General features: G+C 42.3%; 13 protein-coding genes. 10 read left to right on the top strand and 3 right to left on the bottom strand.

Annotated elements, in window-relative coordinates:
- Positions 1-38 precede the first annotated feature (38 nt).
- The 6 genes from MKZ11_RS07830 to nikC all read left to right on the top strand — a co-directional run bounded on the left by MKZ11_RS07830 (position 39) and on the right by nikC (position 7069).
- The gene (locus MKZ11_RS07830; protein ID WP_340793602.1) at positions 39-1055 is read left to right on the top strand and encodes an ABC transporter substrate-binding protein; all 1017 of its coding nucleotides are present in this window, start codon (positions 39-41) and stop codon (positions 1053-1055) included.
- Positions 1056-1377: 322 nt separating this feature from the next.
- On the top strand, positions 1378-2400 hold the full coding sequence (locus MKZ11_RS07835; RefSeq protein WP_340796946.1) for an ABC transporter ATP-binding protein: 1023 nt from the start codon (positions 1378-1380) through the stop codon (positions 2398-2400).
- Positions 2372-3385 (top strand): ABC transporter ATP-binding protein, encoded by a 1014-nt coding sequence (locus MKZ11_RS07840; protein ID WP_340793603.1) that lies wholly within the window; start codon positions 2372-2374, stop codon positions 3383-3385. The genes MKZ11_RS07835 and MKZ11_RS07840 overlap by 29 nt, the downstream gene beginning before the upstream one ends.
- Complete coding sequence (locus MKZ11_RS07845) at positions 3382-5013, top strand: ABC transporter substrate-binding protein (RefSeq protein ID WP_340793605.1); 1632 nt, start codon at positions 3382-3384, stop codon at positions 5011-5013. The genes MKZ11_RS07840 and MKZ11_RS07845 overlap by 4 nt, the downstream gene beginning before the upstream one ends.
- A 110-nt stretch (positions 5014-5123) precedes the next feature.
- Positions 5124-6128, top strand: a complete 1005-nt coding sequence (locus MKZ11_RS07850; RefSeq protein WP_340793607.1) for an ABC transporter permease — start codon at positions 5124-5126, stop codon at positions 6126-6128.
- A 17-nt stretch (positions 6129-6145) separates the two neighbouring features.
- On the top strand, positions 6146-7069 hold the full coding sequence (gene nikC, locus MKZ11_RS07855; RefSeq protein WP_340793609.1) for a nickel transporter permease: 924 nt from the start codon (positions 6146-6148) through the stop codon (positions 7067-7069).
- Between the two features lie 327 nt (positions 7070-7396).
- On the opposite strand, the gene MKZ11_RS07860 is transcribed toward nikC, so the two are convergent.
- Together MKZ11_RS07860 and MKZ11_RS07865 are read right to left on the bottom strand one after the other, a co-directional pair.
- On the bottom strand, positions 7397-8479 hold the full coding sequence (locus MKZ11_RS07860; protein ID WP_340793611.1) for an FUSC family protein: 1083 nt from the start codon (positions 8477-8479) through the stop codon (positions 7397-7399).
- A gap of 59 nt (positions 8480-8538) precedes the next feature.
- Positions 8539-9843, bottom strand: coding sequence for a glutamate-1-semialdehyde 2,1-aminomutase (locus tag MKZ11_RS07865; protein WP_340793614.1), 1305 nt, complete (start codon positions 9841-9843; stop codon positions 8539-8541).
- A 129-nt stretch (positions 9844-9972) separates the two neighbouring features.
- Here MKZ11_RS07865 and bcp point away from each other — a divergent pair, with 129 nt between their 5' ends.
- The 3 genes from bcp to perR all read left to right on the top strand — a co-directional run bounded on the left by bcp (position 9973) and on the right by perR (position 11981).
- Positions 9973-10449, top strand: coding sequence for a thioredoxin-dependent thiol peroxidase (gene bcp / locus MKZ11_RS07870; protein ID WP_340793616.1), 477 nt, complete (start codon positions 9973-9975; stop codon positions 10447-10449).
- Between the two features lie 13 nt (positions 10450-10462).
- On the top strand, positions 10463-11407 hold the full coding sequence (locus MKZ11_RS07875; protein ID WP_340793617.1) for a D-2-hydroxyacid dehydrogenase: 945 nt from the start codon (positions 10463-10465) through the stop codon (positions 11405-11407).
- Positions 11408-11537: 130 nt separating this feature from the next.
- On the top strand, positions 11538-11981 hold the full coding sequence (gene perR / locus MKZ11_RS07880; protein WP_340793619.1) for a peroxide-responsive transcriptional repressor PerR: 444 nt from the start codon (positions 11538-11540) through the stop codon (positions 11979-11981).
- 47 nt (positions 11982-12028) lie between these two features.
- Here perR and MKZ11_RS07885 read toward each other — a convergent pair whose 3' ends face one another.
- Positions 12029-12409: a YgzB family protein gene (locus tag MKZ11_RS07885; protein WP_340793621.1), complete on the bottom strand. Its 381-nt coding sequence runs from the start codon at positions 12407-12409 to the stop codon at positions 12029-12031.
- A 127-nt stretch (positions 12410-12536) separates the two neighbouring features.
- On the opposite strand from MKZ11_RS07885, the gene MKZ11_RS07890 reads away from it, so the two are divergent.
- Complete coding sequence (locus tag MKZ11_RS07890; RefSeq protein ID WP_340793623.1) at positions 12537-13400, top strand: nucleotidyltransferase-like protein; 864 nt, start codon at positions 12537-12539, stop codon at positions 13398-13400.
- Positions 13401-13490: the final 90 nt, after the last annotated feature.

Genomic DNA, 13490 nt, shown 5'->3' on the forward strand with positions numbered 1-13490 from the left:
CAGAATGACAAGGATTTAAAATAGATGGAGGGATTTTCATGGGGAAAATAAAGTCTTGGCCATTAGCCTTGATATTGATTGTAGCCCTTGCGACGATGCTTGGGGCATGTTCATCGTCAGAAGTGGACGATGAGATTGTGCAAGAAAGTGCAAAGAAAATATTAGTTTACGGACATAGCGGAAATTCAGAGTCATTAGACCCGGCTTTAGCGAAGGAAGGGGATTCATTCCATGTTAGTGTCAATATGTATGAGACACTTGTGGATCTTGATGAGCAAGGTGCAACTGTCGTGCCTGGTTTAGCAGAGAAGTGGGAGTCTAGTGATGACGGTTTGACGCATACGTTCAAGTTACGAAAAGATGTTAAATTCCATGATGGCACAGATTTTAATGCAGATGCTGTTGTGAAGAACTTTGAACGCTGGATTAACGGGAATGCAGAAGAGTTCCCTTATTACGGATCGGTATTCGGTGGTTTTAAAGAGGATGAAAATCACCTTATTGAATCAGTGGTGGCTGACAGTGATGATACTGTAACAATTAAGTTAAATCACCCGCAAGCTTCATTCTTAAAAAATCTTACGATGAGCCCATTTTCGATTGTCAGCATGCCGGTATTGGAAGCAGGGGAGGAACAATTAGAAAACATTCCTGTCGGAACGGGGCCTTTCCAATTTGGAGAGGGGAACCCGAATGAAGCAATTACAGTTGTGAGATTCGAAGATTATTGGCAAGAAGGGCTGCCGAATCTTGACAAAGTTATCTTCAAATCAATCCCTAACAACACTGCGCGATTGAATGCATTAATCGCTGGGGATATCGATTTAGCTGATAGTATTAATCCGACAGATCGAATGAAAGTGGCTGACGATGCCGACTTACAATTTATAGAACGTCCACTTATCGACACTCTTTATGAAGATGCTCCATCCATACCTGATGCTGACTCAACGCCACTCTTAGGAGCGACGAAATATTTGTTGGATTTCTTGCCGCAGCCAACAGGTTTTGATAGGTTGTCAAAAGTGAAATTCGAACTACCAATAGAAGAGTGAAAAAGCTATCCGATTAACCGGGGTTCCCTGGTTAGCGGATAGCTTTTTTTCTGTTGGAAATTAAAACCTCTCATACTGTAAATGGCGAACATATGGATAGATTACCGACGCCATACAAGGTCAGCCTAAGTGGATTCAAAGCACTTCTTTCTTTCAATTTAGATCCGGATAATTTTGTGTATCAAGCAGTAGGACTCTGCCATTATAAGAATATATGAAAATAGTATTGCATTTATTCTGTATAATCGTATAATAAAGAACAGAATATTAATTCTGAAAAGTTTAGTTAATTAATTGAGTGATTAAGAAAAAGGGTGATCTGATGGACGAAAGGAAGACGGTTCTCCAAGTAAAAGATTTACAGACGACCTTCTTTACCGATTCTGGGAAAATACCGGCTGTGGATCATATTGACTTTCACTTGAGTGAAGGAGAAATCCTTGGAATTGTCGGAGAATCCGGCTGTGGGAAAAGTGTCACATCCCTATCGATAATGGGACTGGTTCCACAACCTCCCGGGAAAGTTGTCGGAGGAGAAATATTATTTGAGGATAAAGACTTACTAACCATGAATGAAAAACAAATGCGGCAAATTCGTGGAAATGATATTGCGATGATTTTTCAAGAGCCCATGACATCATTGAATCCGTTATTTTCAATTGGCAATCAAATGACGGAAGCGGTACTTATTCACGAAAAAGGCTGGTCCAAGAAAAAGGCTTCAAAGAAAGCGATTGAGATGTTGAAACTCGTTGGGTTACCGCGCGCAGAGGAAATGATGAGAGACTATCCGCATCAATTGTCAGGCGGAATGCGACAACGGGTAATGATTGCGATGGCACTTGTCTGCGATCCGAAAGTGCTTATTGCTGACGAACCGACGACTGCTCTCGATGTAACGATTCAAGCTCAAATATTGAAGTTGATGCGGGAGTTAAATACAAGATTGAATACGGCTGTTCTTCTCATAACCCATGATTTGGGTGTTGTTGCGGAAACATGTGAACGTGTCATTGTCATGTATGCCGGACAAATTATTGAAGAAGCCTCCGTTAAGATGATCTTTGATGACCCGCAGCATCCTTACACAAAAGGGTTGATTCAATCGGTTCCTGACATGCGCTACAAAAAGGAACGGCTCTATTCCATTCCAGGTAGCGTGCCGAAACCCGGTTCGATTCAACAAGGTTGCAGATTTGCAGCGAGATGCGAGTTTGCATTCGATCGTTGTCTAACAGAAAACCCTGAACTATACGAAACATCAGCTCTTCATCAGACTCGATGCTTCCTATATGACAGAGAAGGGGTGGAACAGCATGACAACAAAGCCCTTATTGGAAGTTGAAGGTTTGAAAAAGTATTTCCCAGTAAAAAAGGGGATTCTTGGCAGAACAGTCGGGTATGTCAAAGCGGTGGATGACGTTTCATTCTACGTGAATGAAGGGGAAACACTCGGCATAGTCGGTGAATCTGGATGTGGTAAATCGACAACAGGTCGGATGCTCATGCGGCTTCTTGAACCGACCGAAGGAAAAGTAGAGTTTGACGGAAAAGATTTGACGTCCTTATCTACTGGGGAAATGCGAAAAACAAGACGTGATATTCAAATGGTATTCCAAGATCCATATGCATCACTGAATCCTCGTCATACGATTGAAAAGATATTAGAAGAGCCGCTTATTGTACATGGTATTGATAATGCGAAAGAGCGGAAAAAGAAAGTACGTGAATTCCTTGAAATTGTCGGGCTAAGTGCTTATCATGCGAAGCGCTATCCGCACCAGTTTAGTGGGGGACAAAGGCAACGAATCGGGATCGCACGAGCGTTAATGACAAATCCGAAACTCATAATCGCTGATGAGCCTGTTTCGGCTCTTGATGTGTCAATTCAGTCCCAAGTACTAAATTTGATGCAAGACTTGCAGAAGGAATTTAACCTTACCTATATCTTCATTGCCCACGATCTTGGGGTCGTCCGTCATATAAGCGATCGAGTCGGTGTCATGTATCTTGGTAGGATGGTAGAAATGGCGGACAGCGAGCAGCTCTATGCGAAACCGCTTCATCCGTATACGCAAGCATTATTGTCAGCGGTTCCAGTACCTGATCCAGGCTTCAAGAAAGAGCAAATACTTCTTGAAGGGGATATTCCAAACCCGGCGAATCCTCCTAGCGGCTGTACGTTTCATACGCGCTGTCCGTATAAGATGGATATTTGCACAAAAGTTACACCAAGGCTTTTCGAGCATGATTCTGGTCATTCTGTCGCCTGTCACCTTTATAGTGGCCAGGTAGACAATGATATAAAACAGTTGGAGGGGTCTTTATGAGGAAAAAGAAGTTAGGCTTTTTAGCACTAATGTTGCTTCTCGTTCTTTCAGCACTAGCCGCTTGTGGGTCAGATGCTGGCGATGGCAAGAAGGAAGACGGCAAAAAGGAAGGTACTAAAACTGAAGACGGTAAAAATGTGCAAGATACATTAGTATTTGGGCGCGGTGGAGATTCAACTTCACTCGATCCATCAAGAGTAACTGAAGGTGAATCCTTCAAAGTTACGGTCAATCTTTACGAAACGCTTCTAAATTTTGGGGCGCAGGACACGACGATTAATGCAGGACTTGCAACGGAATGGGAGCCAAGTGAAGACGGTTTAACATATACGTTTAAACTGCGTGAAGGCGTAAAATTCCATGATGGAACGGACTTCAATGCTGAAGCAGTTGTCAAAAACTTCGAGCGCTGGGCAAATGGGGATGCAGAAACATTCCCATACTATAACTCGATGTTCGGTGGTTTCAAAGGTGATGAAGGACATGTTATTGATTCAGTTACAGCAGATGGTGAAAATACAGTCCTAATAAAATTAACACGTCCACAAGCACCATTCCTTAAAAATATTGCAATGAGCATGTTTGCAATTGCGAGCCCGACTGCATTTGAAAAAGGCGATGATGAATTCGAAAGAAATCCGGTAGGAACTGGTCCATTCAAGTTTGTTGACTGGAAACCGAATGATACAATCACAATTGAAAAATTCGATGACTACTGGGATGAAGGACTACCAAAACTTGAGAGGGTTATCTTCCGTTCAATTCCTGACAACTCTACACGTTTGAATGAATTGTTGTCTGGAGCCATCGAACTTGCAGATGGCATTAATCCATCAGACGGCACAACAATTGAAGACAATGAAGAACTTCAATTGTTTGAACGTCCATCTATGAACGTAGGTTATTTAGGTCTTACAGTAACACGCCCTCCTTTCGATAAAAAAGAAGTGCGTCAAGCAATCAACTATGCAATCGACAAACAATCAATTATTGACTCATTCTTCGAGGGACGTGCGGATGTCGCGAAAAACCCGATGCCGTCATCCATTTCAGGCTATAACGATGATATAGAAGGATATGAATACAATCCTGAAAAAGCGAAAGAACTTTTAAAATCAGTAGGACTTGAAGACGGTTTCGAGATGGAGCTATGGGCAATGCCAGTACCACGTCCGTATATGCCAGATGGTAAAAAAGTTGCTGAAGTTATTCAGAAAAACCTTGCGGATATAGGAATTACTGCAAAAATTGTTTCACATGAATGGGCAACTTATCTTGAACTTGCAGAAAAAGGGGATGCAGATGCGTTTATGCTCGGTTGGACTGGGGATAACGGAGATGCGGATAACTTCTTATACGTCTTGCTAGACGAAGACAATATCGGTAGCAATAACTATACGTACTATAAGAACGACAAACTGCATGACATCTTTATCGCAGCACAAACTGAAGTCGATGAAGAGAAACGAAATGAATTGTACAAAGAAGCACAGGTTATTATTCATGAAGACGCACCTTGGGTACCACTTGCTCACTCAACTCCACTTCTAGGAGGAGCTAAAAATCTATCAGGTTTCGAACCGCACCCAACTGGGTCTGATTTACTTTCGAAAGTAGAATTCAAGTAACAGATTGCTAGAGATGAACAGAAAGGGAGAGGTCTTTCGGATTTCTCCCTTTTCCCTTTCATTTGATGGATACATACAAGTTGATTGTAAAGTTGGAGAGGTGAAAAATTATGCTGAGCTACATTGGAAAAAGATTACTGCAACTCATTCCTGTCCTGCTTGGAATGACGTTTATCGTATTCATGATCGTCCGTGCAATCCCGGGTAATCCTGCGCAAATTATACTTGGGCAGCAGGCGACTAAAGAAGCAGTCGAAGCGCTGACGGTAAAGCTTGGTTTGGATAACCCTTGGTATATTCAGTATTTCAAATACCTAGGTGATCTTTTCAAAGGGGATCTGGGAGAGTCGATGAGAACCCGAGCTCCTGTATCAGATGAAATATGGCCTTATTTAGCCGCTACGTTTGAATTGGCGCTATTTGCTATTGTTATTGCAGTTATTATCGGTATCAATGCAGGAATTATCTCAGCGTGGTTCCAAAACTCATGGTTTGACTATACGGCGATGATTTTAGCACTTGTTGGCGTGTCTATGCCTATCTTCTGGCTTGGTCTTATGGGGCAATGGGTTTTTGCCGTAGAAAATCCATGGTTGCCGGCTGGAGGGCGAGAGGAAGTACGCGATCCCATCAACGCCATAACAAATCTTTATGTCCTCGATACAATTATCCAAGGACGTTTTGATCAGTTATGGCAAGTTTTCCGTCACCTTATTTTACCTGGACTGGCATTGGCGACAATTCCGATGGCAATTATCGCGCGGATGACCCGTTCAAGTATGCTCGAAGTAATGCGTTCTGATTATATTCGTACCGCTCGGGCAAAAGGACAGAAAATGTTTTGGGTAGTTTATAAGCATGCGCTTAAAAACGCTATCATTCCAGTGTTAACAATTATTGGACTGCAAATGGGGATGTTACTCGGCGGTGCGATTTTGACAGAGACAATTTTTTCTTGGCCTGGCGTGGGACGTTATATTTACGATGCCATTGGATACCGAGATTATCCGGTCATACAGTCAGCGATTCTAATTGTAGCGCTCTTCTTTGTTATGATTAATTTGCTTGTAGACTTGCTCTACAGTCTGATAGATCCGAGGATTAAATATGATTAAGGAAGGGGGAAGCACTTATGTCTGAATTTGTACCTAAAGCTGATGGGATCGCGAAAAATAAAATTAAAAAAACCGCAGGACCTTGGCGTGAAGCTTGGAATGGCTTTAAAAAGAGTAAAGTGGCAGTTGTTGGTATGGGCATTGTTTTATTCTTTATCTTGCTGGCGGGATTCGGTTTTCTAGCGGAACAAGGTTATCTCGGACCAAACATTGGGCTAGAGGGCATTAACGATCAAAAATTAACGGACCGGCTTCTCCCTCCTTCAAGCGAATATTGGTTTGGAACTGATGACCTTGGAAGGGACATTTTTTCTAGAATTATCCACGGAGCCCGGATTTCGCTATGGGTTGGATTCTTTTCTGTTATCGGATCGGTGGTTGTAGGAAGTGCATTGGGTATTGTAGCAGGTTATTATGGCAGATGGGTTGATACGATTATTTCACGTGTATTCGACATTATGCTGGCGTTTCCTTCCATCTTACTGGCCATTGCAATTGTTTCCGTACTTGGTCCGAATCTGCAAAATGCGCTTATCGCAATCGCAGTGATTAATGTTCCGAATTTCGGGAGGCTCATACGTTCAAAAGTATTGAGTATAAAAGAAGATGAATATATTACTGCCGCTAAAGGAATCGGAATGAAAGATGCAAGGATTCTGTTTTCCCACATCTTACCGAACTCTATGGCACCGGTAATTGTTCAAGGAACGCTTGCAATTGCAACGGCAATCCTCGAAGCAGCTGCACTCGGATTTTTGGGGCTTGGTGCACAAGCGCCGATGCCAGAGTGGGGTAAAATGTTAGCGGATTCAAAAAATTACCTCCATTCAGCGCCGTGGACAATGATTTTCCCGGGTATCGCAATTATGCTCACCGTACTGGGCTTTAACTTAATGGGTGATGGTTTACGTGATGCACTTGATCCTAAGATGAAAAGCTAAGTATGAAAACGCCCTACACCCCGCTTAATTCATCGGAGTGTAGGGCGTTTTTTATAGATAAGAAAGTATAAGTTTTTGAACCTAGGCAATGTCTAGCTCCAACGCCTAGCCCCTCGGGTCATAAGCAATCCAGCTATGTGGCAAAGACCGCCACGTCGCTGGATCGACTTATGCCTGTCGGGTCTACCGAGTCGTTTGCGCTTTTCTTAATGTCTAGCTCCAACGCCTAGCCCCTCGGGTCATAAGCAATCCAGCTATGTGGCAAAGACCGCCACGTCGCTGGATCGACTTATGCCCCTCGGGTCTACCGAGGCGCTTACGCTTTTCTTAATAGATTTCATCTGTCAGTTTCGAATTCACTTTATTATTATGATACTTCTGGAATAGAACAATCAGCTTATCAAAATGTTCAAGTTGTTCTTCATAATTAAAGATGGATGACAGGATGTGAAGGAGATGATAAGCGGAAAATTCCTCTTCTTCTTTCGTGAGAGCAATTTCCTTTGCAAATATCTCCATCACTTCATGACGCTGGATGTATTCTTCATTCGGACTGGTACTTGCTGCGTCGGACTTCAGTTTCCCAACAAATTTCAGGTGCAGCTGTTCATGATAGGTGAGGAGTGCATCAAGACGTTCTTGCACCATCATCCTAAACTGTTCTGGCAAATCAATCAGTTCATTCTCAAACTGATGAAGTTTTCTCAGTACATCGTAACTGCTTCTTGAAGTAGCAACCATTTGTCTATAAACGACAAGTTTTCTTGCTTTGTTTCTTGTGTTTTTTTTGAAGTAGCTTCGTTCTTCTTTAAATAGCGTATAGAGTTGGTCGACCTGCACAAGGCGTTCCTTCAATTTATTCAATGACTTTTTTGTTGCAATATGTTCGGATGCCTGTCTTCCAGCTAGGCGGGTCCAACGGATGATTTCGTCTTGTGTCTGATGAATAGATTCAAATAATTTTGTTTCATATTTCGGAGGCATGAACAGCAAGTTAACAACGAAGGCGGCAAGAATACCGACAATCATCGTCAAAAATCTGAGCAATGCAAATGACAGGAAATCATCGCCCTTGATTTCCATGATGGCAATCATCACTACGAGAGCCATTGAAATCGATTTTTCAAGACCTAATTTAATCATAATCAATATAATAATGACTGCGGCAAGTCCTATGAAAACTAGCTGATTACCAAATAGGAGAACGAATAAAACCGCGACGACTGCACCAATCACATTACCTTGAATCTGTTCGATAATTGTTAAATAAGATCGATAGATGGAAGGTTGGATCGCAAAGATGGCTGCGATACCTGCAAATAATGGATGCGGCAATTGTAAAGCTTCTGCTAGGAACAATGCGAACACAATCGCAATGCCCGTTTTAAAAATGCGGGCACCAAGTATCATGAGTTTTATCCTTTCGTTAAAGCTATTTTTCGCTACTGTACCTTAACTTTTCGGTACGGTCAACTGTTTACGAGAGTTGCAAGTTCTTTGAATGATTTATCGACTGCAACGAGTGTATCCTCAACATCTTTTTCAGTATGGGCAGTTGTTAAAAACCAAGCTTCATACTTAGATGGAGCAAGATTAATACCGTTTTTCAACATCAGTTTAAAGAACTTCGCGAATACTTCGCCGTCCGTTGCTTCAGCTTGGTCGTAGTTTTCTACTTTAACGTCTGTAAAGAATAGCGTGAGAGCTCCTCCGAGACGGTTTGTTGTCAATGTGATTCCATGCTCTTTTGCGGATTTCAAAATGCCCTCTTCAAGAAGCGCACCCAGGCGATCCATTTCTTCGTAGATACCAGGCGTTTGAAGCACTTCAAGAAGGGCGATGCCTGCTAGCATAGAAGCTGGATTTCCTGCCATTGTCCCGGCTTGATAAGCAGGACCGAGTGGAGCAACTTGTTCCATTATCTCCTTTTTACCGCCATAACCGCCAATTGGTAAACCGCCGCCAATGATTTTCCCGAATGCAGTAAGGTCCGGTGTTAAACCGAGCAAATCCTGTGCGCCGCCGTAATGGAAACGGAATGCAGTAATCACTTCATCATAAACAATCAGTGCCCCTTTATCGGCAGCTAGCTTATGGACAAGTGGCAGGAACCCTTCTTTAGGCTCGACAATACCGAAGTTACCAACGATTGGCTCGACAAGAATGCATGCAATTTGGTCTCCCCATTTATCCATTGCTTCCTTATAAGCTTCCGGATTATTGAAAGGAATCGTAATCACTTCTTTTGCGATTGATTCCGGAACACCTGCTGAATCCGGGGTCCCAAGTGTTGCAGGACCGGAACCGGCTGCGACAAGCACAAGATCCGAATGGCCATGGTAGCAACCCGCGAACTTCATGATTTTTGTCCGACCAGTGTATGCGCGTGAAACACGGATAGTTGTCATCACCGCTTCAGTCCCGGAGTTTACAAACCGGACTTTATCCATGCCGGGCATTGCTTCTTTCAACATTTTCGCAAACTTCACTTCATGTCGAGTAGGCGTTCCGTATAATAGTCCAGTCTGTGCGGCTTTAACGATTGCTTCTGTGATATGGGGGTGAGCGTGACCGGTAATGATTGGCCCGTATGCTGCAAGGTAGTCAATGTACTTATTGCCGTCGACATCCCAGAAGTAGGCACCCTCTGCACGTTCCATTACTGTAGGGGCACCGCCGCCGACTGCATGGTATCCTCTTGACGGGCTATTTACCCCTCCTACGATATGTTCACAAGCTTCATTATAGATTTTTTCTGAGTTCGTTCTATTCATTATTAATTCCCCCGTTCAATTTATTACTCTCTCTATTCTAAACAAATTGGCGCAGATAGCCAAAGAAATTGAAACTGAAGTACTTGTTCTGTACGATTAAAAGAAAAGAACATATTGGAGGAATAGACAATGACGACACTTGAAGGTATGCAAGCACCTGAATTTTCATTGCCAAAAGAGAATGGGGAAATGATTTCATTAAAAGATTTTGCCGGTGAAAAGTATGTTCTTCTTTATTTTTATCCAAAAGATTCGACACCTGGATGTACGACACAAGCTTGCGATTTCCGTGATGCCTACGCAGATTTCAGTAAATTGAATGCAGTAGTGCTTGGAGTAAGTCCGGATAGCGGAGCTTCACATGGTAAATTTATTGAAAAGCATGGTTTACCATTTTCTTTGCTCGTGGATGAAGAACACATAGTCGCTGAAAAATACGGCGTCTGGAAGTTGAAAAAGATGTTTGGTAAGGAATATATGGGAATTGAGCGTTCCACATTCTTGATTGATCCAACGGGGACTGTCGTGAAGGAATGGCGCAAAGTCAAAGTGAAAGGTCATATTGAGGAAGCGCTGGCAACACTAGAACAACTTACGAAGTCATAAGGGGGATTGGGGAATGGAAGTATTATTCACATTTGATATGAAGAAACATCAGGAAGATGGGCTCCACACGAAGTTTCCGGGAGTGGTGTTTCATTTCAATAAGAAACCGCAAGATCCGGAAATCCAGAAAGTAACGATTATCGTGTCATATGGCAGTGATATAGATGCCGCATTGCTGGAACGGGCAAAGTCGCTGGAATGGATTATGGTTGCATCAGCAGGTGTTGAAAAAATGCCACTGACCGAAATTGCTGAACGTAACATCACTGTGACGAATGTACGCGGTATTCATAAAACACCGATGGCTGAATCGGTTCTCGCACATATATTGTCACTGCAGCGATCATTGCCGCTCATTTACGATAGACAGAGGGCGAAAGAATGGGTTCGGAAAGTGGGTTCGATTGAGTTAAAAGGGTCGACTGCCCTAATTTTGGGGCCTGGTGCAATCGGCTCTGAAATTGGCCGGCTTCTTCAAGCGTTCGATGTTACAACAATCGGTTGTAATCGATCTGGCAGGGAAAGCGAATGGATGGATGAGACAATTAGGTTTGAAGCTTTGGGGGAGAGATTGGGAGAAGCTGATTTTGTCATATCTGTTTTACCGAGTACTGCAGAGACAAAAGGGCTGATCACCGAAAAGCATTTCAAGGCGATGAAGGAGAACGCTGTCTTTATGAACTTTGGTCGAGGAGACCTTTTTGAAGAGGCAATCCTGATAGCTGCATTGAAAAAAGATGAAATCAGACATGCGGTGCTTGATGTATTCGAAACGGAACCGCTGCCTGTTGACAATGAATTATGGACACTTCCGAATTGCACGGTGTCACCGCATGTATCAAGTCTTTCGGGAAAGTATGTTGAAAGGGCACTCGTCATATTTGAAGAAAATCTGGAGAAGTGGCTAAAAGGCGAACAGAATCTTGTAAACTCGATTAACGTGGAGCTTGGCTACTGACTGTATCAAGTTAAATAGACACAAATGAAGTTGTTTACACAGCACTTTAGTTGACATATGCCCTCATTTTTAAGTACACTAATGATAATAATTATAAAGTGAGAATCTTTATGGATTGAGGTGCATAGCGATGTCTGAAGTGAAATTGAAAGATACGCTGGACACATTGAAAAAAAGTGGTGTTCGAATTACGCCACAAAGGCATGCGATTTTAGAGTACCTTATTTCTTCTGAGTCACATCCCACGGCTGATGATATATATAAAGCACTTGAAAGTGATTTTCCCAATATGAGCGTTGCAACAGTATATAATAACCTTCGTGTATTCCGAAATGCAGGACTCATCAAGGAACTTACTTATGGAGATGCTTCGAGCCGTTTCGATTTTGTGACACATGATCATTATCATATTATCTGTGACCAATGTGGAACGATTGTTGATTTTCATCATCCTGGACTTGAAGAGGTTGAACGTTTAGCTTCTCATGTGACAGGCTTTGAAGTGAACTCCCATCGTCTAGAAGTGTATGGTACATGCCCGACATGTGCTTCACGCGCAACGAATGTTAATTAAAAAAGCGTCCGATACTCCTTCTAATGAAGGTTGTACCGGATGCTTTTTTATTCTTTGGAATCTTCTTTTGCAATAACAGTTTTGTTCTTTGTTCTATTATATGATTCGTCAAACTCTTTACCTTCTAATGAAGGATCAAGCGTAAGTGGTTCTCGGCAATGTCCGCACATGTCGACGCGTCCAAGCATTTTCGTTTGTTTCCCACAACTTGGACAGACGATTTGAACGGCTCGCGTGGATAGAGATCCAATCCATGCATAAACGATTGTACTGCCCAGAATGGCAAGAACGCCAAGAAACATGAATATGAGCATAACAATCTCGTATTTTCTGAAGAAAATCCCGATATACATAATGACGACCCCGGCAAATATTAAAGCAAGGGCGAATGACCGAATCCTATTTATCTTATTTTTATAGGGCTTCATCCAACGTACCTCCTTGATATATCCTCAATTACTATATCATATATTCCGTTTTCTACGTTATTTAACCTTCTTGAATAAAGGATTTCCTTCCTTCTTCGTCGAAAAGAAATGACAGGGAGGTGTGTTAGTGGAACAGGTACTAAGACCAATTTATCAGGAACGGGCAAGTTTTCCGGAGACTCTTGGCGTCATTCTTGTAGAAAAGAGAGGGAAAGAGGATCCGATTACAGATACATTCGATTCGATCCTCCTCATCATTACCGCCGACGATGAAATCCCTATTTTCACAAAACATTACACTGACGGAAATGAAAAAGCCGCAATGCATATAATTAGTGAAAAACAATTGCGAAAATGGCTAGTCCTCGGGTCAAAGCGTAAGGTCGTAGACTGGTTGTATTACGGAAGGGTCTATTTCGATCGAAATGAGTTCGTGGAAAAGTTGCGAAAAGAATTGCAGGAATATCCTTTTTACGGCCGCGATATCAAAATGGGTTTAGAGTTTTCAAAGCTTGTGAGAGGATATATGGAAGGTAAAACTTTTTTCGAAGAAGGAAACTATATGGATGCTTATCATCACGTAGTTAAATCTCTTCATCATCTTGCGAGGCTTGCGATTATTGAAAATGGTCTATTTCCAGAAGTGACGGTATGGTCTCAGGTGAAAAAGATCGACCCGGCAATTTATAAACTATATGAAGAACTAATTATGAGCGAAGAACCTTTAGAGAAGAGATTAGAACTATTGTTTCTCGCAAGTGAGTTTTTCATCCATAATCGGACGAACGATGGTGCCCGACATATTAGGGAGGTCATGGCGACCCGGCCATCATGGACAATTCAAGAGTTGCACGAGCATGAAGAAGTTAGAATGTATTCAATAGATCTTGAAGTATTCATTGAGTTTCTTATTGATAAAGGCCTTATTCATGTTGTGCAGAGTGATTCGAAAAATGAGTTGATTTTCCACAGGGATTATAAAATAGGCTGACTGAAAGCGGGTTAATGGGGCGATTTTAATTCGTTCCATTAATCTTGTTGACAAAAGAAGATTGGGCATGTTATTCTAGTTAACGTCGCT

This window comes from Sporosarcina sp. FSL K6-1508 (assembly GCF_038007465.1).
GTDB classification, from domain to species: Bacteria; Bacillota; Bacilli; order Bacillales_A; family Planococcaceae; genus Sporosarcina; species Sporosarcina psychrophila_B.